General features: G+C 46.5%; 23 protein-coding genes. 1 reads left to right on the top strand and 22 read right to left on the bottom strand.

Annotated features, from left to right (window positions below):
• Positions 1-8 precede the first annotated feature (8 nt).
• The 13 genes from ACSQ8P_RS06815 to ACSQ8P_RS06755 form a co-directional block, all read right to left on the bottom strand.
• Complete coding sequence (locus ACSQ8P_RS06815) at positions 9-1763, bottom strand: sensor histidine kinase (RefSeq protein WP_436234510.1); 1755 nt, start codon at positions 1761-1763, stop codon at positions 9-11.
• Between the two features lie 137 nt (positions 1764-1900).
• Positions 1901-3259: an ABC transporter substrate-binding protein gene (locus ACSQ8P_RS06810; RefSeq protein WP_436234509.1), complete on the bottom strand. Its 1359-nt coding sequence runs from the start codon at positions 3257-3259 to the stop codon at positions 1901-1903.
• Positions 3260-3478: 219 nt separating this feature from the next.
• Positions 3479-4738: an MFS transporter gene (locus ACSQ8P_RS06805; protein ID WP_436234508.1), complete on the bottom strand. Its 1260-nt coding sequence runs from the start codon at positions 4736-4738 to the stop codon at positions 3479-3481.
• A gap of 4 nt (positions 4739-4742) precedes the next feature.
• Positions 4743-5357, bottom strand: a complete 615-nt coding sequence (locus ACSQ8P_RS06800; RefSeq protein ID WP_436234507.1) for a nitroreductase family protein — start codon at positions 5355-5357, stop codon at positions 4743-4745.
• A gap of 34 nt (positions 5358-5391) precedes the next feature.
• Positions 5392-6426: an ABC transporter substrate-binding protein gene (locus tag ACSQ8P_RS06795; RefSeq protein ID WP_436234506.1), complete on the bottom strand. Its 1035-nt coding sequence runs from the start codon at positions 6424-6426 to the stop codon at positions 5392-5394.
• 63 nt (positions 6427-6489) lie between these two features.
• The gene (locus tag ACSQ8P_RS06790) at positions 6490-6825 is read right to left on the bottom strand and encodes a 4Fe-4S dicluster domain-containing protein (protein WP_056623328.1); all 336 of its coding nucleotides are present in this window, start codon (positions 6823-6825) and stop codon (positions 6490-6492) included.
• The gene (locus ACSQ8P_RS06785; protein ID WP_436234505.1) at positions 6822-8426 is read right to left on the bottom strand and encodes an FAD-dependent oxidoreductase; all 1605 of its coding nucleotides are present in this window, start codon (positions 8424-8426) and stop codon (positions 6822-6824) included. Before ACSQ8P_RS06785 ends, ACSQ8P_RS06790 begins: the two co-directional genes overlap by 4 nt.
• A 179-nt stretch (positions 8427-8605) precedes the next feature.
• Positions 8606-8947 carry a 4Fe-4S dicluster domain-containing protein gene (locus ACSQ8P_RS06780; RefSeq protein ID WP_236290689.1) on the bottom strand — a complete coding sequence of 114 codons (342 nt, stop codon included), beginning with the start codon at positions 8945-8947 and terminating at the stop codon, positions 8606-8608.
• Positions 8944-10539: an FAD-dependent oxidoreductase gene (locus ACSQ8P_RS06775; RefSeq protein ID WP_436234504.1), complete on the bottom strand. Its 1596-nt coding sequence runs from the start codon at positions 10537-10539 to the stop codon at positions 8944-8946. Before ACSQ8P_RS06775 ends, ACSQ8P_RS06780 begins: the two co-directional genes overlap by 4 nt.
• Positions 10540-10561: 22 nt before the next feature.
• Positions 10562-11419: an ABC transporter permease gene (locus ACSQ8P_RS06770; RefSeq protein ID WP_436234503.1), complete on the bottom strand. Its 858-nt coding sequence runs from the start codon at positions 11417-11419 to the stop codon at positions 10562-10564.
• A gap of 42 nt (positions 11420-11461) precedes the next feature.
• Entirely contained in the window at positions 11462-12274 is an 813-nt protein-coding gene (locus ACSQ8P_RS06765; RefSeq protein WP_436234502.1) for an ABC transporter permease, read from the bottom strand.
• Between the two features lie 20 nt (positions 12275-12294).
• Positions 12295-13071 carry an ABC transporter ATP-binding protein gene (locus ACSQ8P_RS06760; RefSeq protein WP_436234501.1) on the bottom strand — a complete coding sequence of 259 codons (777 nt, stop codon included), beginning with the start codon at positions 13069-13071 and terminating at the stop codon, positions 12295-12297.
• A gap of 311 nt (positions 13072-13382) precedes the next feature.
• Positions 13383-14279 carry an SDR family oxidoreductase gene (locus ACSQ8P_RS06755; RefSeq protein WP_436234500.1) on the bottom strand — a complete coding sequence of 299 codons (897 nt, stop codon included), beginning with the start codon at positions 14277-14279 and terminating at the stop codon, positions 13383-13385.
• A 93-nt stretch (positions 14280-14372) separates the two neighbouring features.
• On the opposite strand from ACSQ8P_RS06755, the gene ACSQ8P_RS06750 reads away from it, so the two are divergent.
• Entirely contained in the window at positions 14373-14738 is a 366-nt protein-coding gene (locus tag ACSQ8P_RS06750; RefSeq protein ID WP_436234499.1) for a winged helix-turn-helix transcriptional regulator, read from the top strand.
• Positions 14739-14938: 200 nt separating this feature from the next.
• Here ACSQ8P_RS06750 and ACSQ8P_RS06745 read toward each other — a convergent pair whose 3' ends face one another.
• From ACSQ8P_RS06745 to ACSQ8P_RS06705, 9 genes are all read right to left on the bottom strand, one after another.
• Entirely contained in the window at positions 14939-15607 is a 669-nt protein-coding gene (locus tag ACSQ8P_RS06745; RefSeq protein WP_056623309.1) for a hypothetical protein, read from the bottom strand.
• 35 nt (positions 15608-15642) lie between these two features.
• A complete protein-coding gene (locus ACSQ8P_RS06740) occupies positions 15643-16986 on the bottom strand; it encodes an ArsB/NhaD family transporter (protein WP_436234498.1) in 1344 nt (447 codons plus the stop codon).
• A gap of 386 nt (positions 16987-17372) precedes the next feature.
• Positions 17373-18200, bottom strand: a complete 828-nt coding sequence (locus tag ACSQ8P_RS06735; protein ID WP_436234497.1) for a DUF2935 domain-containing protein — start codon at positions 18198-18200, stop codon at positions 17373-17375.
• Positions 18201-18321: 121 nt separating this feature from the next.
• Positions 18322-19899: a helix-turn-helix domain-containing protein gene (locus tag ACSQ8P_RS06730; RefSeq protein ID WP_436234496.1), complete on the bottom strand. Its 1578-nt coding sequence runs from the start codon at positions 19897-19899 to the stop codon at positions 18322-18324.
• Positions 19900-20193: 294 nt separating this feature from the next.
• Positions 20194-20775, bottom strand: a complete 582-nt coding sequence (locus ACSQ8P_RS06725; protein ID WP_436234495.1) for a nitroreductase family protein — start codon at positions 20773-20775, stop codon at positions 20194-20196.
• Positions 20756-21604, bottom strand: a complete 849-nt coding sequence (locus tag ACSQ8P_RS06720; RefSeq protein WP_436234494.1) for an ABC transporter ATP-binding protein — start codon at positions 21602-21604, stop codon at positions 20756-20758. Before ACSQ8P_RS06720 ends, ACSQ8P_RS06725 begins: the two co-directional genes overlap by 20 nt.
• Before the next feature lie 11 nt (positions 21605-21615).
• On the bottom strand, positions 21616-22659 hold the full coding sequence (locus tag ACSQ8P_RS06715; protein ID WP_436234493.1) for a FecCD family ABC transporter permease: 1044 nt from the start codon (positions 22657-22659) through the stop codon (positions 21616-21618).
• On the bottom strand, positions 22656-23666 hold the full coding sequence (locus tag ACSQ8P_RS06710) for a FecCD family ABC transporter permease (protein ID WP_436234492.1): 1011 nt from the start codon (positions 23664-23666) through the stop codon (positions 22656-22658). Before ACSQ8P_RS06710 ends, ACSQ8P_RS06715 begins: the two co-directional genes overlap by 4 nt.
• Before the next feature lie 110 nt (positions 23667-23776).
• Positions 23777-24763, bottom strand: coding sequence for an ABC transporter substrate-binding protein (locus ACSQ8P_RS06705; protein ID WP_436234491.1), 987 nt, complete (start codon positions 24761-24763; stop codon positions 23777-23779).
• Between the last annotated feature and the right edge of the window lie 171 nt (positions 24764-24934).

Raw genomic sequence — 24934 nt, 5'->3', positions numbered from 1 at the left:
CTCAGTTGTCAGCTCCTTATTAGCGGCAGGATCAGGTTAAGTTCCGTCCCCTCACCAAGCTTGGAATACAGCTCTAAATGAAATTGCTCACCATAATTCAGTCGACATCGTGATAAAACATTGCGAAGCCCGATACTCTGCCCCTCGGAACTGAGAATCGCTACAGGATCACCCGTTTTGATCTCTTCCCGTAGATTTTGAACCAATTCCGGAGATATGCCAATGCCATTATCCTTCACGGAGATCAGCAATTTATTCTCCTGCAGCTTCGTCCTTAGGGTAACCCGCGCAACGCCATCCTTCTCTAAACTATACTTCACCGCATTTTCTATCAGTGGTTGAATGATGAATTTGGCGATCAAGAAATGGGCAGCCGCGGAGTCTTCTTCAATCACAATCTGCAATCGCTCCTCATGCCTCAAATGAAGGATAAACAAGTAATCCCTTATATACGCGATTTCTTCCGCTAGTCGGACCAAATCACTACCCAGGTTGAGCGAATATCTCATCATTTTCCCCAAAGCTTCCGTCGCATCCATCACAAGGTCTTCCCGCTTCATCGCGGCCAGACCGCTAATGATTTCAAGCGTATTATTATAAAAATGCGGATTGATTTGCAGCAGCAGTGCTTTGTACTCAGCATTTTTCCTACGCAAGTTCGTCTCGAACTCCGTCTCGATCAAATAGCGCAGCCGATGAGTCATCTGCTCGAAAACCCCTGTTACATAGTTCACTTCACTATGACCCACGCCTACCTTCGGCATCACGTGCAGCGCTTGATGAAACTCCCCGCGCTCTACATGCTTCATCGCTCTCCCCATTACACTTAGCGGCTTGGTAATGCCTGCGGACAGCCATAAGGCTGCCAATATCGCAACGATCAGTAACAAAACACTAACAACAAGCATCGTTTGGCGAATATGTGTGATTTTTTCATATAATTCGGCCTCAGGAACACTCCCGATAATTGTCCAATTCTGAGCAGGCAGCTTGCGGAAAAAGAGCAGATTCGTCTCCCCCTTCGCGTCCATTGGGAAAATCCCACTGACATCCCCGTCAAAACGCGCATCAATTTGCTGAAGCCCCTTCCCCAGCATGTCCCCGTCTTCGGACAGATTTTGATTCAGCACACTGCTGCCTTCATGCGTCAGCAAAACGACCTTCCCCGTCTTCCCCACATGGATCTTTTCAATGGCATTGCGAAGCAGGGTTGTTGGATAATTCACCTTGATGAAGCCCATATTTTTGAGCGATTGCAGCTGTACGAGTGGAAAAAGGAAGCTATTAATCGAACGCGCCCTCATAAATTCGTCCGACTGATCGACATCTTTGTGTGCGGTCGTCCAACGTTTATTTTCATTCATAAAATCCTGAAACCACGCGCTGTTCTTATAGGTTCTGTCCTGCGTCCACACACCGCCAGCATCCTCGGCGAACGCACTAATGGAAATGCCGCTGGAGTTGTTCACCCCATAGGAGGAGAAATACTCCCGCAATCGTTGCTTCGTGAGAACGCGTTCCTGAATCGTACTATCTGGATTCAAATGTACGGTCAACCAATCCTGCGTCGTTCGGGCGCTCACCACCTGATTGCCCGTATCCTCGACCTGCGTAAGCAACGTCCCCACATGCGAGGCGAACTGCTCGATCGTTTGAGATGTTGAAGCTTCGATCGACGACTTGATTGTTTTAGTCGCTTCCTCACTAAGGATATAGGCCAAAGTGGCAAAAGGGAGAAGTAGTAGAACCGAGAAAACCGCCATCAAACGGCTCCTCAATGAGAAAAACATGATATCCCCCCGTTCTGTCGGATACTTTATATCATACCTCTGGGCCGTCTGTCGAAACAACGACAAAGAGACGATCATCAAAATGATTCGTCTCACTTATCTGGAGCTGCTTACTTCTTCTGCTGTGCTAGAACATCTGCGTACGCTTTATCAATTGTCGTAACGGCCTCTGCGATGGACGCATCAATGTTTCTTTTGCCAATCGTGACATCCTCAAACATTTTGTTCACAGCGTCTGACATTTGCGGGAAGATCGGCGTGATTGGACGCGGTCTGCCATACTTCTGATTCTGAATAACGAAGATGTTCTTCGGATATTCATTCAGCTCTGGGAACGCCTTCGCAGAAGAATAACGGGATGGGATATCTTTCGTCATACTTGCATACGTTTTCTGACCTTCTTCACCAGTTACCCAGTTAATAAACTTCCAAGCTTCATCTGGATGCTTACTTTTCCCTGAAATACCGAGGGCCCAGCTGCCGTTGGCTACCGCTTGCGCTGTTCCTTTTGGCAATGGTGCAATATCATAGTCTTCGCCCAACTTGAAATTAGGGAATTTCTCCTTCAAATTAGCCAAGGACCACGAGCCGTCAATCGTAATGGCCAGCTTGCCGTTCGGGAACGGATCCGGTGGATACTCCAATGCAGATACTTTATCTTTGTTGTACAAATCGGAGAAGAACTGTACGGCTTTTTTCGTTTGAGGTGAATCTAGGTAGCCTTTGGACGTTTTACCATCTGGGCTCATGATCTCGCCACCCAGCTGCCATATAATTGGATACTTGAAGTAAGCTGTACCTCCCGCGTTACCAAAGCCCTGCGCAGGATCGATACCGAAGATTCCCTTTGCTGGATCGTTCACTTTCTTGGCAGCATCCAAAACTTGATCCCATGTCCACGGTTCATCGGGGTTTTTGGAAGGAAGCGGAATGCCTTTCGCTTGGAATAGCTTCTTGTTATAGAACATCGCAATCGAAGACTCGGTTAGCGGTGCCATGTAGATTTCATTTTGATACGTGTAGGTAGCTAGTGTTGATTTCGGAACATCCTCCATATTGCCATCTGCTTTGAAGTACGTCGTCAATGGCTTAAGAGCTCCCGCGTTCGCATACGAACCAACGGTTGGCGCATCAAGAGCCATGATGTCCGGCGGACTTCCGGAAGCGATGGATACACGTAATTTCGTGTCATAATCCGAGTATGGAATCGGTGTCATTTCCACGGAAATATTCGGATACTTTTGCATAAAAGAGGCTACTAACTTGTCGTACGCCGCATTCTCCGTATCATTCCCCGAGTTTCTCCAGAAGGTAAGTTTTACTTTTTCTTCTTTTTTCACGGCTGTGTCTGTTTGGCTTGGTACTGATGACGATGATGCTGTGCTCCCGTTATCACTTTGCGAAGAACATCCCGCCAACAAACCACCAACCACGATAGCGCTTACGACTGTTTGACTGAGCTTTTTCATATGATTATTGCCCCTCTCAATACTCTATTGTTGTTCTTGTCATCATCTTATCAAAGGGGACGAAACATTAAATTCAAAATGCTCTGCTTCTAACTTATAAAATTATCATGCCTTGAGGGGAAAGTAAAAGGGATAAAGTGTTTATAGGGACATATAGCCGCCTTATCATGTGATCTTATAAATTCTTATATGGCAAAAAAACGAGCCCCAATGGGCTCGCTAGTTTGGATTGGCAATTGTAGTCTCGCGCTTCCTAGCTTGAACAACCTCCAACTCCGCCTTCTGCGACTGGTGACTTCCGATACGAAAAGCTTGCCAGCAACTGATGCCAAAGACGAACATAGCGGTAATAAACCAGCCACGAATGCCGAAATGAGCGACGATAACGCCTCCTAGAAGTGGGCCGGTTAAGCTGCCAAGGAACATCCAGGAATTCACCATGGCGAAGGTCTGCCCTTCCATGCCCTTGCGGACTAAGCCCCGCACCTGGGCTTGAATATTGGGCATCATGCCCGCTACGCATAGTCCGAGTGTAAACCGACACGCAAGTATGAGCGGATAAAGGTGCGTCACCGCTTGCACGACACAGAGGAGAAACGCGGTGCTGGTCGCTATTTTGAGCAACAATAAAGGTCCTACGCGATCGGAGAGCATGCCCAGCAATGGGGAGAAAACAATAACGGCAAGAGAGGTCGCCGATAAGGTGATGCCGAGCAGCCATTGATCGTTGAGAAAGGCGAGCGTATGCGTGGATTGCCGCACGTAGTAGGGGATAATCGGATTCGTCCCCACTAGCGCGAAATTAATGCATAGGGCACTAAGCAGCAGCGAGGGGAGCGGCTTCATCCGCCAGATGCGCTTCCAGTCCGATAGCAAGGTGCTCCGTTCCATTTTAGATACAACAGGTGCACGGGGGCCCTCTTTGACAAAACAAAGTACGCTGACGGTCGCGAGCAAAATGCACACACTCATAGCCGGATACGCGCCTCGTACCGAATAAAATGTAAGCATAGATGACGCAATCAGGGGTCCGATTAGCGATCCGGTCTCGCCCATCATTTGCATGGTGCCAGCCGAAACGCCAACCTTATTCTTGGCAGCTCCAATCAAGATCAGCACCATGGTGAATGGCAGGATGCCAGTGAAGCAGCCCTGTGCCAATCGCAGTAGCGCCAACTGCCAAGGCTCGGTGGCAAATGACATGCAAGCCGTAACGAGGGTCATCCCAAATCCGGACCATAGCATCACAGGCTTACGCCCGTAGCGATCTCCGATGCGACCCAGAAAGGGCATGAGCAGCATCATAATCATGAAATTGGCCGAGAATATGGCACCTGACCATATGTAAAGCGAATCCCCACTCACATGCCCAACCTCCTGAAGGAAGCTGGGCAAGAGGGGAACGAACATGCCGTGCGCGGTTGATACAAGCAATTGTACAGAGAGCAACGCTGCAAACTGCCGGTTCCACGAGTCCATCGAACTAGAAAGAGCCTTCGATGATACTCTCGTTCAATGCGCGTCTTCCATTCGGCAGCTCACGCTGCTGAAAGTCCTCGGCCAACGTTTCAGGTGCCCCACGGTAGCCTAATGCAATCACTGCATGAAGCTCATACTCCGCCGGAACTTGAAGCACTTCACGTGCTTTTTCTCTGTCATAGCCGCCAACAGCGCGAGTAGCCAGACCTAACAAGTGCGCTTGAAAAGCAATGGATGCCCAAGCTGCACCTGCATCAAACGCATGTGCACCACTAGGTTCACCATCCTGGCGGAACTTGTTAGACAAGATCAGCAACAGAACAGGAGCATGATCCGTCCACAAGCGATTGTTTGGCTTAATAAACAATTGAAACTTCAGTTTCTGCTCCTCTGTTTGGGCAACTACGAATCGCCATGGCTGCAGATTCGAGCTGGAAGGCGCCCAGCGAGCAGCCTCCAAAATCGTGTACAAGGTCTCACTCGTTACTTCCTTCTCTTCAAAAGCACGCGACGACCAACGATTCAGAAATAGCGAATGAACAGGATAATCCGCTTTACGATTGGCCTCCACTTCGGGAGTTAAAACAGCTTGATTAACTACTTGTGCTGATACAGTCATGTCATCATTCCCTTTCCGAATAGGCTCGTCGCCTTTATTTAAGTAACCACTGATTCAGATCAAAATCCTTCTCCGCCAACTTCTCTTCAACCAAGAATTTCTTCGTTCCATCAAGCAGCTTCACACCATCATCCTTAAAATTAACCTCTTTAATCGTCTCAATCGGTGTAACCTTCTTGTTCAATTCCGGCGTGAATCCATTTAATTGCGATAGGAATTGGTAATATTCATCCGGTTTGGATTGCAAATCTTTGAGAGCTTTTTGCCTCGCTTCATTCCAAACTTTCGGGAAATCCGGGAATTTCTTCAGGTAGTCCTCGGAGACAACCGTAACGCTGCCTCCGATCAAATTCGGATGCTTGGTGGCATCATCAATCAATGGGAATCCATTCTCAATTTGTTTCAAAGCAAAGATCGCACTGTTCGTCATCGCATCTACTTCTCCACGAGACAAAGCCGCTTCACCATCTGGGCGCAGCATATGGATGAACTTCACGTCGGGCACATTTTGTTCCTTCACAAGGCCGGCAATATAGCGGTGCATAAAGGAGCCTTTTTGAATTGCGATCGTTTTACCTTTCAAATCAGCAATCGTTGTTGGTCCACCTTTTTTACCAATTAAGTAACCAATATTGTCAGTTGTGTTCTGGGTAATCGCTCTCGTCTTCGCTCCAGTCGAACGAGCAAGCATCGCTGGCGTATCGCCCAAGCTGCCGAAATCCAATCTACCGCTGATTAACGACTCGCTTTGGTCAGGTCCGTTCGGGAAAGCTACCGGCTTGATTTCGGTGATGCCGTACTTTTTGAGTTCCTCTTGGATAATGCCTTTGTACAAGCCCCAACCCTCAGCTCCACCCGGGAAATTCAGCTTGTTCGTGCCAATATATCCGTAATTGATCACTGCTGGTGGTTGTACCTTGGCTGCTCCGCCGCTTGTCGCTGCTGCACTAGCACCTGCCGTCTTGGCACCTCCATCGGAATTGCCACAAGCCGCTAAGAAAGCGACCATAGCTGCTAACATCATAACCAAATGTGTGGTACGGAAAAGTCCGAATCCCCTTTTACTCATCTTCTGTCTCTCTATCATCTTTCATTCTCCTTTCAAATTGACCACAAAAGGGTATCCACAGTCTTACCCAATAGAAGTTAGTTTCGCTAATTCATACATATAAGGATGTTCGGCGACTGGTTTACGCCCTTTCCCCCAGCCTACTTTCTCCCGATAACCACCAAAGAATCCTTGTTCATCTAAGCTCTCTTCGCTTACATGCATCAGTCCTTCAGCGTCTGGCGCCACATAGAGCGCATCCGCTGGGCAATACAGTTCGCACATGAAGCAGGTCTGGCAATCACTTTGCCGAGCAATGACCGGAATCCCATTTTCCACACGATCAAATACATTCGTTGGGCATACCGACACGCAGAGGTTGCATTCTACACATTTGGACTCGCTGACTAACTCAATCATGGGGTAACAGCCTCCTTGTTCACTTCAGCCTTTTTCGTCCATACCTGATCCAATCCTCCGCTAATTAAGCGGTACCCTTGCGCAGCATCGGTCTCAGGGAAATCCTCACGCTTATGCATCCCTCTCGTTTCAGTACGCTCGCGTGCCGTGTTGTACATAAGACGGGCCGTAGCTGTCATAGCCGCCGCTTCACGATGACGAACACCTGCAATATCTAACGTCGTCACACGTTCACGCAAGTCGTTCCAAAGTCCATCCAGACGATTGATTGAGCCTTCCAACCCTTTCTGCGTACGGAACAAATTGCGGTCATATGGCATGACTTCCTCTTGTACCGCTTGAATGGCTTCGCCTGTTTTGCTTAAAATCTGACCCGATCCCGACTTCGTGAACGTTGTCGTTGAGACGCTTTTAAGTGTACGATTATCCGCTTTATCTCCAAGATCTTTGGCAAATTTCGCAGCACCTTCCCCTGCAAATGAACCAGAAGACATCGCCCAGGCCGCATTATGGCTGCCACCTCCTGTGAAACCACCACAGATCAGCTCACGCGTCGCTGCATCGCCAGCCGCATATAAGCCTGGGACAATGGTTGAACATTGCTCATCAACGATGCGAATACCGCCAGTTCCACGCACCGTGCCTTCTAAGCGAAGGGTAACAGGGAACTTATCTTTGAACGGGTCGATGCCAAGTCGATCGAAAGGCAGGAAGAAATTCGTTTGATTCACACGCAGTAAGGGACGAATCTCTTCTGGCGCTTGATCCAAGCTGGCGTAAACCTGACGGCCTTGCAGCAAATTCCGCGCAATGATCGAGCGGCCACGTTGTGACCCTGCGCCTTCTACAATGGAACCATCTTCGTGGTAGAAGGAGGCGTAACGATAGTACGCTGTTTTGGTTACGGAAGAGAAGGTCGGGCAGATCGCGTAGGCATTCGAGAATTCCATCCCTGAGAAATCGGCCCCGGCTTCAGCAGCTAATAGATAGCCATCCCCAGTCAACACGTTCGTACCTAATGCTTTGCTCAAAAAAGCACAGCCACCCGTCGCGATCACTACCGCTCCTGCACGCACCGTCCAGGTCTCCCCGCTCTGCGTTCTTACGCCGGTTGCACCGCCAACGCCATGCTCATCGGCAAGCAATTCGAGCACGGGACTGTGATCGAGGATGCGTACGCCTGCTTTTTGAACCAATTTGCGCATCAGCTTCATATATTCAGGCCCTTGCAAACCGCGCTTATAAGGATCGCCGATATCATCCTTCGGAAATGGATACCCCAAGGAGCCAAGCTTATTCATATTCTCATAGGTCCGATCGAGCACCCGGTTCATCCAAGGGATCTCTGCCAGCTTGCCTCCCAATAAATATCGACTCGCTCTGGCTTCCTCTCGCAGCTTCTCGTCGGGCTTGACGTACCAAACCCCCGTACCCGATGGTGCTGTTGCTCCGCTCGTTCCACAATAGCCTTTGTCAACCAAAATGACCTTGGAACCGTTCGTTGCAGCCGTTAAGGCCGCCCATGTTCCCGCAGGACCACCACCAATTACCAATACATCCGCAGCGAGACGTAATTCATTCTCTTCCAAAACCTTTGCCATCTACATGACCTCCCCTAAAATGAAAATAAAAAGAGGCATCCCTTTATGTAGGAACGCCTCCGTTTGTACGGTTGGACTGGGTATTCAATTTTATGTCGATAAAACCAAGTTGTTTACTGAGATTAAAGCTATAGTAGCACCGTATTTCAAACTCGTCAATACTATTTATTACGACTAACTTATCGTCTTGAAGGTAAAATGCGATCTATAAAAGGTGTTGTGTCCAACTCCGCCAACGTTGTTCGCCCCTTACCCCAGCCGAGTGTTTCTCGCCAGCTGCCCAGCAGATTGGCCTCTACCAACTCCGCTTCTGTCGGCACTTCCTCCAAAGGAGATTCAAACGGTGATACATACAGAGCATCCACGGGACAATACGCCTCACAAATAAAACAAGTCTGGCAATCTTCCTGCCTTGCGATGCTCGGAATACCATCAATCCCTTTATCAAAAACGTTGGTCGGACACACCTTCACGCATAGCGTGCAACCCACACACCGTTCCGTACTTACGAATTCAATCATCGTGCCGCAACCTCCTGATCCGCCGCCAGCTCTTTGCGCAGCTCAATCTCCTCAATCCCCGAGATAATCAGCCGGTACTGCTGCGCAGGGTCCATGTCTGGATACTCCTGAAGCGAATGCAAGCCCCGCGTCTCCTTGCGTGCGAGCGCAGCGGTGTACATCCACCTCGCCGTCGCAATCATCGCGGCGACTTCGCGTGCGCGAACCCGACCCTGCACCGTCGGGTGCACGGCCGTCCCCCGCAGGCTCGCCCACAGATCGTCCAATCGCGCCAGCGATTGACGGATCACGGGCTCACTGCGGAAATAATTGATGTCCAGCGGGAATACCTCCCGCTGGACTGCCTCTACCAAGCCCCCCGCATCGAGGATGCGATCGGGGGCTGCTTCAGGGTCGACCAGGCCGTAGCGGCCTGCTGGTCGCAGATCTCTTGCGCTGCGCCCCAGCGCCAGCGCATGCTTCGCAGCTCCGCTACCTGCCCACGTGCCGGAGGAGATGGCCCAGGAGGCGTTGAACGCGCCTCCGCCTGACTTGGCACCCGTGACGCGTTCACGGGTGGCTGCATCGCCAGCGGCATAAAGGCCTGGTACCGTTGAGGCGCAGCTCTCATCGGTGAGGCGGATGCCGCCTGTCCCCCGGACGGTTCCCTCATAGCGAAGCGTGAGCGGGAACCGCTCTGTGAAGGGATCGATGCCTGCGCGATCCAAGGGCACGAAGAAAATCGCATGCGATTTTCGCAGGATTTGCTGCTTTTCTTCCGTATCCGCGTGGTTTAGCACCGCGTAAACCGGACCTTTGCTCAGCATTTTCGGCAGAAAATCCCCCGCTCTAGGGCCTCCGCCTTGCAGTACCGTACCATCCTCCGCCGTATAAGTTGCCCAGTTCAGCAGCCGTCCACGAGTCACCGTACCGAAAGCCGCACTTGGCGCATACTGGCGCGTAAACTCCATGCCAGATAGCTCGGCACCAAGTTCCGTCGCCATCAGAACACCCTCTCCAGTAAGGACGTTACAGCCCAAGCCTTTGCTTAGAAAAGCACATCCCCCCGTTGCAATCACAACGGCATTCGCTTGAATTTCCCATTCGGAATCATCCAATCGCGAGATACCTCTAGCACCTCCAACCCCATGCTCATCGACGAGCAGCTCTAGGGCTGGCGATTGATCAAGAATCTTCACTCCTGCACGACTAACCTGCTTGCGCATTATTTTCATATACTCCGGTCCCTGTAAGTGATCCCTCAAAGGCACGCCTTGCTCATCACGGCGAAACGGATAACCCCACTTCTCCACGAGTAGCAAGCTTTCATACACTTGATCAAGCACACGGTGAATCCAGGCAGGCTCTGCCAAATACCCACTTTCCTTGTACCGCTGTTGGACTGCCTTCTCTCTCAGTTCAGGATCTGGCGGCAGGTACAACAAATTCGTGCCTCCTGGTGCGGTAGCTCCGCTGGATCCTAAAAATCCTTTGTCTACGAGGATGACCTTCGCATGCTGCTGGGCCGCGCTCCAAGCTGCCCAAGCCCCGGCAGGACCTCCACCGATGACTAAGACATCGGCTACTAATTTCGTAATTTTGCCCGAGCTCATCGCTACCCCTCCTTGATGTATCTTAGCCTTGGAAGCTGTCCCGCCAGCTCAGCCATCTTCTTTCTAGCCAACGTACTAGTGAATCTACGAGTTTACCGATAACCGCAAAAATAATAACCCCTACGAAAATAAGCTCAGCACTTGAATTTTGTTTGCCATAGTTAATGAGGAAGCCAATCCCTTCCTGCGAACCGATCAGCTCCGCTACGACGAGGCCCAGCCAAGAAATAGCCACGGATAAGCGTAAGCCTAAGAGGATGCCAGGCAAGGCAGCAGGGAGGATCAAACGGAAAATTTGCTTCGACTTGCTGAAATTCAGCACTTGAGCAACCTCGAATAATTTGTGATCCACATTTCGAATGCCGAGAAAGGTATAGATATACATAGGAAAAAAGGCACCGTTCGCAATGATCACGATTTTCGAAACCTCGCCAAAACCGAACCAAAGAATAATTAACGGCGCAATCGCGAGATGCGGAATCATGCGCAGCATTTGAAAGGAAGGATCCAGCATGAACTCCAGCTTTTGAACAAAACCAACGATAAAGCCAAAAAACAACCCGATAGATCCACCAATTAGAAAGCCGATGACGGCGCGTTGTAGGGAAATCGATAAATGCTGGGTCAAATCACCCGAAGCGATTAGTGAACGAAATTCCGCAGCAATTTGTAACGGTGTGGGTAAAAAGGACGGTGAAAACAGCCCCAAATCCCCTGATACTTGCCAAATGACAAGGAGTAATAAGGGCAAGATCCCGCCGATAACGAAATCGTTCACTCTCTCCCACAACCATTTGATCCGAACAAGCTCTAGCTTCTGACCTTTCGATTTCCTGATGCCCTGCGCAGCTTGGCTTAGTGCCTCGACACGATTGCTCATACCTTCTCCCCCTTAGCTTTGTACGGTATATCTATTAAGAGATCAATGCCCTTTATAGCTGTCTTGCCATCTAAGCCATTTACGTTCAAGCAGCCTAACAGCGGAGTCCGCAACGATACCGAAAACGGCAAATATGAGAATACCAACGAACACAACGGGTGTTTTGGAAAATTGCCGCGCATCCGACATCATATACCCGATCCCTGCGGTCGATCCCATTAATTCAGCCACAACAAGTCCAAGCCAAGACACACCTAATGAGATACGAACGCCTAGTAAAATATGTGGCAGCGCTCCGGGAATCGTTAACCGGATGATTTGCTTCCATTTGCTAAAACCTAACACACGTGTCACATCAAAAAGCTTGTTATCCACGCCTCTGATACCCAAGAAAGCATTGATATAAAGTGGAAAAAATGCCCCTTTGGCAATGAGAAGAACTTTGGCTGTTTCGCCAATACCAAACCATAAAATAAACAAGGGAGCGATCGCCAAGTGAGGCACCATGCGAAGCATTTGGACAGTAGGATCTAGCGCTTTCTCCGTTCTACGAAATAAACCAACGAGAATCCCGAAGGCAAGGCCCAAAGAACCGCCTAGTAAAAAACCTGAAAGTGCTCGGACGACACTAATTTTAATATTGTCATAGAGCTCACCTGTTTGAATGAGTCGAATGCCTGCATTCATAATGCGAAGCGGCGTTGGAAATAGCAAGGATGAAATCACACCCAAATGGCCTAGAATCTGCCAAGAAAGCAGTACGAGTATTGGTACCAAAGCGCCAAGAAGCACTCGATTAACTCGTTGCTTGTATCTCTGTTGATCAACACCTACCAATTGTCCTTGTTGGCTCATAGAGATCTCCCCCTTTCTCCTTAAATGCCGGAACTATCTATTAATTCTAGCTCTTCAATTTTCTCGAATTCACTGAGTACCTTAAGCCGCAGCTCCTGAAAAGACGTTGTCGTCTTCTTTCTCGGAATCGGCAGATCGATGGGCACGATGTTCCTTATGGCGCCAGGCCGCGGTTTGAGGATCACGACACGATTGGCTAAATAGATCGCTTCATCAATATCGTGTGTCACGAATATCATTGTCGTTTTATTTTTTTGCCAAATATCAATCAGCACTTCCTGCATGTGCGTTCGCGTAAAAGCATCTAGTGCACCGAACGGCTCATCAAGCAGCAGCACTTTCGGATTACGGAGTAAGGCTCTCGCTATGGCTACACGTTGAGCCATTCCACCAGAAAGCTCTTTCGGGAACGACTTCTGAAAGCCTTCCAAGCGAACGAGTTTAATCAGTTCATCCACTTTCTTGCGCACTTCAGGGTCTCTGAGCGAAAGGTCAGCGGCGATATTCTTCTCGACATTCAACCACGGAAACAACCTTGGCTCTTGGAAAATGAAGCCCTTGTCAATGCCTGGTCCTTGTATCACCTGACCGCCCAGTTGAACCTCGCCGGTATGCGCAACATCCAGTCCAGCGATAATCTTGAGCAGCGTGCTTTTGCCGCAGCCGCTAGGTCCTATGACTGTAATAAATTCCCCTTCTTTCACTTGCAGCTGAATATTGTGCAAGGCTTGAACAGACCCTTTACTGGACTGAAAAGTTTTGTTCACATGCTCGAGTTTCAACAACGGTTGGCTCATCAGGTTCAACTCCTTTTTAAATGAGAAAAACTTCTATCGAAGTCGTTCGAAGATGTGCGACCGCGTTTAGAGGTTGTTTTTATCGCCAATAAGAATTTGATCTTCCGAGTATCGGAAACTTATCCATTCTTATGTGGAAAAAAAAAAGACACTTTTCTCTCGAAAGAGAATAGTGTCTCCGTTCATACGGTGGTCACATTTCTAGAGTACCACTTTGGATGAAACTTCGTCAATATTATTTTCTTATATTCCTATAAGTTTTATCGGATATAAGACTCATAGGTGCCAATTCACCTCATTACAATGAATAATTAGGACGAGAAAAAGCCTAGACGAACGGATTGTTCAATCCATGAAGATAAGGGTTTTCTGGATTCCAATGAACGTGGGAGCTGCTTCGCATCCCCTTGTTTCTGTAGTTGTTCATGATTGTCCGCAATCCAACGATATAAGCTGCTCAGTCCTGCGCTTGTTTCCTCCCCCACAAACGGCTTGATCGCTTGTTCAAATGCCTCTATAGGAAGCGATACGAACTGAATGTTCCGACCCAGTGTATGAGAAAAGCTTTGGGCTAACTGATTTCCTGTTAAGAGCTCAGCGCCGCTGATCGCAATCGTTTGTCCAGAAAGCTCAGGTTTTTGGAGGGCTTCAACAGAGAAAGCAGCCGCTTCAGCAATGCTGATCCAGGGAATCGGACTTTCCGAAGGAACAGGATAGGCAAGTGTGCTTCCTGCTAGGATACCCGGTATATATAAATTCTCCAAATAGAGTGTTGGAAGTAAAATAATGGACGGTATACCGCTGTTCTTCACTTCATCTATTAGAACACGTTTGATTTCTAATGCCGTTGAGTCACTAGTTGTTTCAGGTACGAAGATGCTAGCATTGAATACTAAAAGCGCTATGTTAGCTCGTTTCGCAGCTTCAAGTGCGTTAGACACATAATTCTTTAAACGATTCAAATTGAAATCAACGGGTAAGAGCAACAATACTTTGCTTACTCCCTGATGTGCAGCGTGCAAACTGTTCACATCGGCTAAATCGCCAATCACTGCGCTGAAACCTTGGGATCTTAATTGTTCTGCTTTGGCCTCACTTCTAACTAAAGTACGAACATCATACCCAATTTCTAGTAATTGCTTGGCTACTGCATTCCCTTGTACGCCTGCTGCTCCGTACACCAGTATTCTTTCATTGTGATCACTCATTTTATCGCAACCTTTCTGATAGGAATTATTGTAATTCAAGATCCTTGAATTCATAATAAAGGTTACAGAAGAATCATGGAAGTACGCACAATTATGGCAGATAGTATCCTTTTGGATACTGGAAAGGAAGTAAAAATGGAGATAGATAAGCCATGTCCGGTCGAAGCAGCTGTTCGTCTCATTGGTGGAAAGTGGAAAATCGTTATTTTGTACCACTTATCCGAGCAAGGAACCAAACGTTTCAATGAACTTCGAAGAATAGTACCAGATGCAACGCAGCGCACACTGACTAGGCAGCTAAGAGAATTGGAGGATGTTGGATTAATCACGCGTAAGATTTATCCGGAAATTCCGCCCAGGGTTGAGTACACTTTATCAGAGTCAGGAAAATCCTTAATTCCACTGCTTGCACAATTGAAAGATTGGGGAGAATCTTATTTGGGGTCCCTGCCAAAATAAACGCACCCGTCCTTCTTGGACGGGTGCGTTTTCACCTTAATACGATATTCAAAATGTTTATTCGTCTAGTTAGTAACCCAAACGATCCAGCGCTTACTTTCATAAGATAAGGTGTGCGAATGCATAATTCAACCTTTTTTTCGATCGACCTTCTCCCAGAAGGTCGTTTTTTTTATTTCCGCAGCAATACACTTCTTCAATCATGGTGTGTACACCGTTTTTAAATGCTGCAGATTCCAAATGACTTTATCTCCATTGGCATTAATCAATTCTACGGAACCATTCTCCACTTTGTGAAGTAAGCCTATTTTTTTCGTGTTATCTCCAAAATCAAATACGACTAGGTTTCCTTTCAGTTTTTCACATTGTCCTTCAAAGGTTCTTGATAAGGATACGTTGATAGGATTCAAAGGTAGTGATTGATTATTTAGCGAGTACGGTGTGAGGTGAGCATGATAAGGAATTAACCATTTCAAGTGGTTCATAGACACAAATATGGCTTTATAGACAGGGGAGTAAAAGACAAAATAGTCATTCATAATACTAGTTAAATAGCCATGTATTGTTTTGTTGCCAGTTACATAAATCTCGACAAATCGACCCTTTGCATTATTTAATATCTTTCGAAATGAGAGGCTATCCTCTTGATAATCAATTGGCATTTCATCAGATATGAGCTCAGTTTCCATTCTGGACTCTGAATTCAATCTAACATTCTGTACGTTTACTAAGGGGATATAATAGAACTGTTGTTTATTAACCACAACCATAATATCAAGCCCTAAATCAATTATTTTACCCATACAGTTATTATTTCCAGAAATTTCAACAATCACTTGTTGGCCAACAAATTGTTGAAGCACACGCATACGAATAACCTCCAGTTATCATCATATCTGCCGAATTAATAAATCCAGGATACCCAGAATGCTAGAATAACTAACGTAAAAATAAGAGTAATTGGAATGACTGTAATCGTCACCTTTAAGTACTCGGCCCAGCTCAACTTTACTTTCCCTTTCTTGATAATGTGCATCCACATGATAGTTGCAAGCGTCCCAATCGGTAAAATAAGGGAACCCATATCGCTGCCGATAACACCAGCTAGATAAGAAATTTTTAAGGTAAGCGGGTCAAGACCCATGTTCGTCAAGGTTAACGTTCCTACCATTAATGCAGGATGATTGTTAAATAAATTCGATAATATGGTAAGTAGAACTCCCATCATTAGGCTTGCATCAAGTAAACTGCCCGAAACAAGTGGTTGCATAAGCTGGATAAGCATTTGGGTTAATCCGATATTATGCAAACCATATATAATCACATACATACTGAAGGCAAAAACCAGTATATACCAAGGCATTTTTTTAATCATATCTGTAGGCGCAATTTTCAAATAATACCAACGCCAGCCCAGCAGGAATGTAGAACCGATAACAGCCATTAATGGAACTGGAAAATGAATGAAAGAGGCAACAAATAGGCTTATTCGAACGCTGAATACGAAGATTAAGATATTCCGCATGAATTTAGTTCGATTCTCTATCGGAATCGGTGACGAAATATCTTGCAGTGGATGTGTTTGATGTAAGGCTCCTACTTTAATTGGTGCCAGTTTGCGAGGTAATACGCGATAAAAACTGAAAAATAGAAGGAGTGTAAGGAGTACAAGACCAAGTGAAGCAGGGACAAACATCATCGCTGTTTGCATATAGAGGTCCATATGAACAATTTTTAGCGCAATTAAATTGACAATATTGCTTACGCCAATTGGTGCGCTAGAAGCTGTTGCAACTAAAGCGCCGGAGAGTAAATAAGGAATTTTTTGATGGTTTTTAAGGCCTAATTGATGTAGCAGCATAAGTAAGATCGGTGTTGTAATTAATATACTACCGTCGTTGTTTACAAAAAGGGTCATCAAAAAACAAAATAAATTAGTGTACCAAAAAAGGCGTATTCCTGATCCTTTCGCTCGTTCTAGGAGCTTCTCTGCAGCCCAATAAAAAAAACCGAAGCTCTCCAAAACAATCGCCATAACAATCGTTGCCATAATGGTTACGGCTGCTCCACCTATGGTTTCAGTTATTTTACCCAAGTCATGTATAGTAACACTACCGCTTAGAAGGACAAATATGGCGCCGACGGTTGCGGGAATAGATTCATTTACATTTGGACGAAAGATAATATAAGCAATGGTGCATATAAACGACAAAATGGTGATAGGAATCATGAAATCTTGCAGCATCATAATTCAACCTCTTTTCGATAAGGTAAAGTAAGATCTTAACGAAGATCTTATTTATCCACGTTTAACAGATCTCTCTAGTGAACAAAAATCGCTTGTAAGTTACGTTTTTCTAGTTATTCCTCCCTCCATGATAGATGTCTTACCGTTTCATTAGCATAATATGTTCATATAACATAGAGGGGACTAGTTGTTTATACTATTTCTATAATAATTCCACTAATAGCACTGTATAATGACCTAGAAGTAGAAACTAGAGACAACTGCCTGCTAAAGTCATTGTCGCGAATCTATCACTTCCTCGTTTCCTTCTGAAGGAATGCCTACGCAAAGTAAAAAGCCACTTGCTTCAGCAAGTAGCCTTTTGACCTATGGATGTACCCTTACATTTAATGACCCAGATGCTCCTCCCGCATCGCAATCATTGGATTGCCTGTTAAGCACTGCTCGAACATATCAATGATCGCTAGGAAGCGTTCCGCCTCCCGGAACACGTGATCCGCCAGCAAGGGATGGATAATGCTTTTGATTTTGCAAGCTTCAATTAAATCGCGGGCTGTCTTTTTGAAATCACGGAGGGCAACAACCGAGACACGATTCTGGTCAAGGAACTGATCTAACAGCGGGTCGGTTTGGGATTGTGGCCTCATCCCGCTTAAATCAATGGCTTGAAAGAGAAGTTGGTCAAAATCATGACTAAAATTCCTTGCTTGTTCCACCAACTGACGTTCGGATGGGTCCAACAGGTGACCAATAAATTTGGCGTGATCCGCCATGATGCGCAAGAAGAATATATTTTCATCAATAATCGCGTCGGGTAACGGTTCTAATCGTCCTGTGTTTAATTCGTGCAATCGGTTGCGAAAATAGTTAGCCTCACGGCTCGTATGGTCGACTAATAATGGAAAGTTGTTACCGCCAGGCAGCTTGCATTGGATGATGAGTCCTAGAATTTTTCTTTTGAACGCATAAATATGTGCAGCAGCCGAAGATACTTCCGTATTGAATCGTCGAATTTGTTCAGGATCTGTCAACTCGTTATAAGCATGGGATCGACCCTCGATATGCTCAAAAATATGATAATAATGATTCGCTTCTTGGATCAATGTCGTGTCCTCACATCGAAATCCCAGTTTGAGAAATAAGGAATGTTCCTTCATAATACGCGACCAGAACCGGACCTCATCCAATGAACGCAACACGAACTCATTTGACAATACAGGCACTCTCCTCACTATGATGTTCTCCTATCCCATTTATAATGAGCAGATGTCATACATATGCTACGTCAACCCAAATAGGACAACAACAGTGTGGAAATACCTGGCGCGTATTCCTTCAGGCATGCCAATGCAGCAAATCATCAAGAATTTGGTTTTGGCCGCTAGGGGCCCAGCTCATACTTATCCAATTCGGAATCACACGGATCTGGTTTTTCAGCACAGCCTTCATCGCATCCCAAGAGGTCCCTTTTAACATACTCATGTACTGATTAGTCTCCTCTAGCGGAGTAAGTCGTTTATCAATCAGGAGAAAATCCGTATCAAATGTCGGCATGACTTCTACTGCAAAATCCTTGGTCCTCTCGTTCAATGGCACACAACTACCTGGCTTCAACCCAAGCTCTGCATATAATAAGTGATTCAACGGGTGGTCTACCATGCCTTGCACACGAATTTTCCGACTATATAATCGGATTACTGACACACTTTGAAGACCAATCGTATCCATTAACGCGTCTTTCGCAAATTTCACCCGTAGATCCAGTTGACTGAACGTTTGTTGAGCTTCTTTTTCCCGTCCAAGTAACTCAGCAATCCTCACATAATAAGCGCGCCAATCCATTGAAAAATCCACCATAACCGTTGGTGCAATTAGCATTAACTGATTATGAATCGGAAGATGCCTGTAGTCTGCAATGATTAAATCAGGTCGATAGTCACGCAGCTCCGCTAATTGAACTTCTGTACGCCGTTTATTCTCCTCGATGCCTAACTCCAAATGTCGATAGCCATTTAATTCATAGGTGTCCTCCACGCCAAGGTCTCGCAAACAATCCTGAAATCGAAAGCATGATGCGACAGCCACCTTCAATTGTTTCCTTTTTATATACATCGTTGGTGAAATACCAAAGCTATTCTTAAACATTCGGCTAAAATAAAACTCATTCCCGAAACCAACAGCTGTTGAAATATCCTTTATCGAGGGATCGTGCTGTTGTAATAGTTCTTTTGAAGCGTCGATACGAATGTGATTTAAATATTCGACAGGTGACACCCTCTTCGTTTTTTTGAAGCTTCTTGAGTAGGAAGTTGGCGTCAATCCTGCGATGTCCGACAATGTTTCTAGTTTGATTTTGTGATTAAAGTGCTTGTACATATACGTGATGCTTTGATCAATACCTTTTGACGCATCCTCAAGCTCAATCGGTTCCTGTACTTCCCCCGGCAGCTGCTGGATAAGACTTTGAAATTTGAGCTGAATGCTTGGATCCTTAACTGACTTGGAACGGCATTCTTCATAGAGCTGCTCTATGCTCTCGAGATGCTGCTTCCCTTGTTTCAACTGCAGCCTGCCCGTCTGAAAAAGCGAGGAATCGGATGCCGCATTGGCACAATGCCAACTGCCTTTCTTTTTGGAAATTGTCATGCGTCTAATGACTAAGACATAGAACTCGATGAAATCAGACTCCAGCATCACTTCAATTGGCTTACTTCCAATTAAATAAAAGGTCTGATTTGGCTTAATCGGTATAGCTTGGTTATCGATGCAAAGAATGCCTCTGCCTTGTGTGGCAACAAGGAGCATCTCGCCTGGGATATTTTTAATATGCAGCGTGTTCCGTTTGTGGAAACGACGTTTGCGTATGGATGAAAGCATTAGAAGGGAATATTCCTGTCCTTGAACTGGCAGCATATGCAGTTATAACCCCTTTCACGGTTATCATTGATAATGATTATCAGTAGATTCAGTATAAATGCTTTCCATTTATTTGAAAAGGGGTTATTGAGAGACGTGCCTCCGCGATTAGCTGCAAAAACTACAGTTATTTTTGCCAATATGGTAGGAAATTTTAAAATAACTGGAAATAATGTAGTTATTTCCTTCGAATTAACCTCATTTGGGTAAAACAATGGAAAATAGCTACATATAATCCATCTAAATAATGATTTCGCCGGAAAAATCATGAAATAACTGGATGAAATCCAGCTATTTAGAATCAATAATCGTCAGCATTTCCTCCGCTGACTTACGAGGCTGAACGGTCGGAATCGAGGCTGGATATCCAACATGCAGAAGGCCAACGATTTTCTCATCTGCCTCTAAGCCAACGACTTGCTGGAACTCGGTTTCATAATTATAGTTGTTCGTTTTCCATACGACACCGAGCCCTTGCTCCCAGGCAGCTAGTTGGAAATTTTGAATGAGGGCGCAGACGGCACCGTAGTCTTCATCCCATTGCTTCTGGCGTGTATCTTCTTTCAGAATCACAACGAGATGCACGGGAATCGCCATGAAATCGTTCCATTTGGGTTTCCCGTGTTTTTCTCTCATCTCATCATCATCATAGGTTTGGAGCATCGCATCCGCTAATATCTCACGTCCATCTCCTTTATACAAAACGAAACGCCAAGGCTGTCTGTTCCCATGATTCGGTGCCCAAACCGCTACATTCAGTAACTCAAGCAGCAAGGCGTCCGAAACAGGATCCTGTTTGAACTCACGAATTGTTCTTCTTTCTTTAATTAACGCAGCTACCGTTCCCAATGGTTTAACTTCGGATAAGCTCATGTTTAACTTCCTCCTCTATTTTTTTAGATACGAGCTTGTCGGATTTCCGGCCTTTTCCTTTTGGAATGCACATCGGCGTACCGAAGAATGGATCCCCGATAATTTCACATTCCATGCCAAATACATGCCGGACAAGCTCCGAATTAATGACATCCTCTGGCTTCCCTTGGGCAAAGACGGATTTATCTTTGATCGCCACGAGATGATGCGCATATCGACAAGCAAGATTGAGATCATGGAGAACCATAACAATCGTGCGCTGTTCACGTTCATTCAATTCAAACAACAGATCCAAAATATCAACTTGGTGAGCCATATCCAAATACGTTGTAGGTTCATCCAACAGGATGGTTTGGGTCCCTTGCGCGAGAGTCATCGCGATCCACGCCCGCTGACGCTGTCCGCCGGACAAGGAATCCACCGCGGTTTCCGCCAATTCGGTTGTTTTGGTAACCACCAAAGCATCATTCACAGCTCGCTCATCTTCATCTGACCACGATTTCAGCCAATTCTGATACGGGTACCGGCCTTGTTTCACCAACTGAAAGACCGTTAACCCTTCCGGGGCAATCGGGCCTTGCGGCAAAATCGAAAGGCGCTTCGCGATCTCTTTGGTTGGAATTTCCGCGATATGCTTGCCATCCAGAATGATTTCGCCATGAGCTGGCTTCAATAAGCGAGCCATCGCACGCAGGAGTGTTGATTTCCCACAGCCATTAGAACCGATCAATACCGTAATCTTTCCTTTGGGAATGGACAGATTCAGCCCCTCGATGATATTTTCGTTGCCATAGGTCAAATTGAGATTTCTGGTCTCCAAGGTTGGCACTCTCTTCACTCCTATCTTGAATTTCGCTTGGTGTACAGCAAATAGATGAAAAATGGCGCCCCCACCGCTGCCGTAAATACACCGACTGGCACATCCAGCGGTAGAAAGAACGTTCTTCCCGCTAAATCAGCCAACATCACAATAGCGCCTCCGAGCAGTGCTGAGACGGGTAAAAGGCTGTCAAAGCTCGAGCCTACCCATTTGCGTGCCATATGCGGTGCGATTAAGCCAATGAATCCGATTGCACCAGCTACGGAAACAGCTGATCCCGCCAGAGCCACGCTGATGAGCAGCAATAATAAGCGGTTAACCTCGACTGCGCTTCCCGCGCTTGCTGCCACATCATCTCCGAGCTGTCCAATATTGACATGGCGTGCTAATAGAAAAGCAAGTGGAATCAAGATGACCGTCCATGGCAGTACCGTCATCACATTTTCCCAATTCGCCGCATAAACCGAACCTGTCAGCCATAAGTAAGCTGTGCCAGGATCGTTCTTCGGACTGAAGACAATCATCATTGTCGTCCCAGCCGACATCAGCGAGGACATCCCGATGCCAACTAGAATGAGGCGGATGGGTGTGACCCCTTTTTTCCAAGCAAGCATATACAAAATGACAGAAACAACTGCAGCGCCCAGCATCGCCGAAACCGGTAACCACCGAATGCTGATCATGCCATTGAAGTACGTAAGGAATGTGACCGCAGCCACGGAAGCTCCACCGGTTACGCCCATCATATCTGGCGATGCCAACGGATTCCGAATGATCCCTTGCATGATCGCACCTGCCGCAGCCAGCGCAGCGCCAACTAACATGGAAATGATAATGCGCGGAAGGCGGAGCTTTTGAACGACCATCGTGTAATCATCGGCACCAATACCTATAACACTTTTGACAACATTAATAGGTGATATGTACATTTCTCCCATCCCCGTGCTTACTATCGCAATCACGATACAAACCACGAATAACAAGAGGGAGATCTTTAATGCTTTCTTTTCGACTAAAAAAGAAATCCTACCTTGCCGCAATCGAACCGGAACATGACCCTTCATGATTTGATAAGCCCCCTTCGCGCAATATAAATAAAGAATGGGGCACCAATAATGGCCGTCATAACGCCTACAGGCATTTCCTCAGGAATCATAATAAATCTTGCAGCCAAATCCGCCAGTATGAGCAGAATCGCCCCCAGTACGGCACAATAAGGAATGACCCAACGATGATCGCCACCGATGAAAAAACGAGAGATATGCGGAATGACAATGCCAATGAATCCGATTGGACCCGCGACCGACACGGAGCAGCCCGCAAGCACGACGATCAGAAGGCCTGCGACTGATTTGACCCAAATTGTCTTTTGACCCAAACCTTTAGCCGTATCCTCACCCATGAGAAGTAAATTCATATCTCGCGCGATGAACCAGGCAGCTACCCAGCATATGGCCATGAAAGGGATTACTGTGATTAACATATCCGGAGATCTTCCCGCAATTGTACCCGTCAGCCAGAACAGCACCGTGCTTAACCCCTGTTGGTTCAGTACCAAGATGCCTTGAGTGAAGGAAGAGAACAGAGCGGTCATGGCTGCGCCTGCGAGCACAATTTTGAGTGGCGTTAAACCATCTCGGCCAAAAGAACCCAAGATATACACGGATAAGGCACCGACTGCCGCTCCGATAAAAGAGATCCACATCAAGGCTTGCATCGATGAAATCGATAACGCAACTGCTGCAAGAACAACGAATAACGTTGCTCCCGCATTGACTCCGAGAACACTCGGCGAAGCGAGTGGATTACGTGTGAGCGTCTGCATCAACGTACCTGCGATTGCTAGGCTAGCGCCAATGGCAGCGGCAATACAGGCCCTCGGCACACGTGTTGTTCGAAGAATGATTTGATCATTGATATTCTCGTCGTAATGAAAGATGGAAGCCCACGCCGTATGCCAGTCAAACTGCGTCGCACCGAACAAAATGCTGGAAACAAAACTCCCAAGCAGGATAAGAACCAGCGCGAACAGCCCGACGGTTTTCCATAAGCTCGTATTCAAAAGGTTCATGATGACAATCTCCTTGGAATTGAAATAAACAGCTGCGCCATCCTTCGAGGACTTCTCACAGCGTTTATAGACAAAGGAATGAACATAACGTTCATCCCTAAGTGTTTCAACTATCTAATATCAAAATATTTGTAGAGATCTGCTAGCATGGCTTTCGCTGCCATCGAGCCTCCCGCTAAGTTCCATGTAATCGTGTCTACTTTAAAGTATTTTCCGTTTTTCACGCCCTTGAGATTTTTCCAAAGTGGGTGAGACGTCCAATCGTTAAGTGATTTCTCTACTGCAGGTTCCTCCGTGTTCAGACGTGTAATATCAAAAATATACTCGCCATCCAACTGCGACATTTGCTCTTTGGAGGTGATGTTGACTACCGCTTTACCTTCAACAATTTGTGCTTTCGGACGCGGTAAGCCGAGTTCCTTGAAGATCGTTCCAGCAAATCCTGTTGCATAAAAACGTGCACTGCCGTCTCTTTCAAAACGAATGATCGAAACCTCGGATGTTGCCAATTTCGTCCCTGCTTTTTGTTTAAACTCTGCTACCCCTTTGTCCCAATCCGCTAAAATCTTCGCACCTTCTTGCTCCTTATAAAGAGCATCCGAAGCATACTTCAAATTCGCTTTCCAATCGAAAATCTCTTCTGTGATGATCGTTGGCGCAATGCTTTCCAATTGCGGATAAATTTTCTCGTGGCGAGCTTTTGTCCCAATGATCAAGTCTGGTTTCAAAGCTACGATAGCTTCAACGTTCGGCTGCGTTTCTTCACCCAGGTTCTTAACGCCTTCCATATTGGATCTCAAATAGTTGTACCATGGCTTCTCTTCCCATGATTCAACCGAACCGACAGGCTTGACGCCTAAGTGTGTAACAATATCCGTCATACCATTGAACAGAACGACGATCCGCTCTGGCTTTTTCTTCAAAGTAACTGTACCCATTGCGTGCTTAATTGTTTTCTCTACCGCAGCTGCAGCAGTTGCCTTAGCCGCTTCTGGTGACGCCGTCGTACTACTTGCATTTCCGCCTGTTGCCCCGCTGCCGCAAGCCGTAACAGCTAGTGCTAGCAACAGCACGATCATCATTTTGAAAGATTTCATCGGTTTCTTCCTCCTTGTACAGCAGAGCACACACTGGTGATGAACAAGCCATCTATTTAGAATGCTGATGCTGACTCCCTATTTTATAATTGATAATAATTATCAGTCTCAATTATAAAGGGCTGAAAAACCATTGTACATATCCGATTTTATCCGATTCGTGTACTGAAT

The sequence above is a fragment of the Paenibacillus sp. LjRoot153 genome, from assembly GCF_964253085.1.
Taxonomy (GTDB): Bacteria; Bacillota; Bacilli; order Paenibacillales; family NBRC-103111; genus Paenibacillus_E.
The sequence above is the reverse complement of the archived record's forward strand: the minus strand, read 5'-3'. Positions and strand labels throughout refer to the sequence as shown.

Bases quoted from the DNA above. Each gene is read 5' to 3' on its own strand.
- ACSQ8P_RS06815 (WP_436234510.1), bottom strand. From the start codon at position 1,763: ATGGCGGTTTTCTCGGTTCTACTACTTCTCCCTTTTGCCACTTTGGCC.
- ACSQ8P_RS06810 (WP_436234509.1), bottom strand. From the start codon at position 3,259: ATGAAAAAGCTCAGTCAAACAGTCGTAAGCGCTATCGTGGTTGGTGGT.
- ACSQ8P_RS06805 (WP_436234508.1), bottom strand. From the start codon at position 4,738: ATGGACTCGTGGAACCGGCAGTTTGCAGCGTTGCTCTCTGTACAATTG.
- ACSQ8P_RS06800 (WP_436234507.1), bottom strand. From the start codon at position 5,357: ATGACTGTATCAGCACAAGTAGTTAATCAAGCTGTTTTAACTCCCGAA.
- ACSQ8P_RS06795 (WP_436234506.1), bottom strand. From the start codon at position 6,426: ATGAGTAAAAGGGGATTCGGACTTTTCCGTACCACACATTTGGTTATG.
- ACSQ8P_RS06790 (WP_056623328.1), bottom strand. From the start codon at position 6,825: ATGATTGAGTTAGTCAGCGAGTCCAAATGTGTAGAATGCAACCTCTGC.
- ACSQ8P_RS06785 (WP_436234505.1), bottom strand. From the start codon at position 8,426: ATGGCAAAGGTTTTGGAAGAGAATGAATTACGTCTCGCTGCGGATGTA.
- ACSQ8P_RS06780 (WP_236290689.1), bottom strand. From the start codon at position 8,947: ATGATTGAATTCGTAAGTACGGAACGGTGTGTGGGTTGCACGCTATGC.
- ACSQ8P_RS06775 (WP_436234504.1), bottom strand. From the start codon at position 10,539: ATGAGCTCGGGCAAAATTACGAAATTAGTAGCCGATGTCTTAGTCATC.
- ACSQ8P_RS06770 (WP_436234503.1), bottom strand. From the start codon at position 11,419: ATGAGCAATCGTGTCGAGGCACTAAGCCAAGCTGCGCAGGGCATCAGG.
- ACSQ8P_RS06765 (WP_436234502.1), bottom strand. From the start codon at position 12,274: ATGAGCCAACAAGGACAATTGGTAGGTGTTGATCAACAGAGATACAAG.
- ACSQ8P_RS06760 (WP_436234501.1), bottom strand. From the start codon at position 13,071: ATGAGCCAACCGTTGTTGAAACTCGAGCATGTGAACAAAACTTTTCAG.
- ACSQ8P_RS06755 (WP_436234500.1), bottom strand. From the start codon at position 14,279: ATGAGTGATCACAATGAAAGAATACTGGTGTACGGAGCAGCAGGCGTA.
- ACSQ8P_RS06750 (WP_436234499.1), top strand. From the start codon at position 14,373: ATGGCAGATAGTATCCTTTTGGATACTGGAAAGGAAGTAAAAATGGAG.
- ACSQ8P_RS06745 (WP_056623309.1), bottom strand. From the start codon at position 15,607: ATGCGTGTGCTTCAACAATTTGTTGGCCAACAAGTGATTGTTGAAATT.
- ACSQ8P_RS06740 (WP_436234498.1), bottom strand. From the start codon at position 16,986: ATGATGCTGCAAGATTTCATGATTCCTATCACCATTTTGTCGTTTATA.
- ACSQ8P_RS06730 (WP_436234496.1), bottom strand. From the start codon at position 19,899: ATGCTGCCAGTTCAAGGACAGGAATATTCCCTTCTAATGCTTTCATCC.
- ACSQ8P_RS06725 (WP_436234495.1), bottom strand. From the start codon at position 20,775: ATGAGCTTATCCGAAGTTAAACCATTGGGAACGGTAGCTGCGTTAATT.
- ACSQ8P_RS06715 (WP_436234493.1), bottom strand. From the start codon at position 22,659: ATGAAGGGTCATGTTCCGGTTCGATTGCGGCAAGGTAGGATTTCTTTT.
- ACSQ8P_RS06710 (WP_436234492.1), bottom strand. From the start codon at position 23,666: ATGAACCTTTTGAATACGAGCTTATGGAAAACCGTCGGGCTGTTCGCG.
- ACSQ8P_RS06705 (WP_436234491.1), bottom strand. From the start codon at position 24,763: ATGAAATCTTTCAAAATGATGATCGTGCTGTTGCTAGCACTAGCTGTT.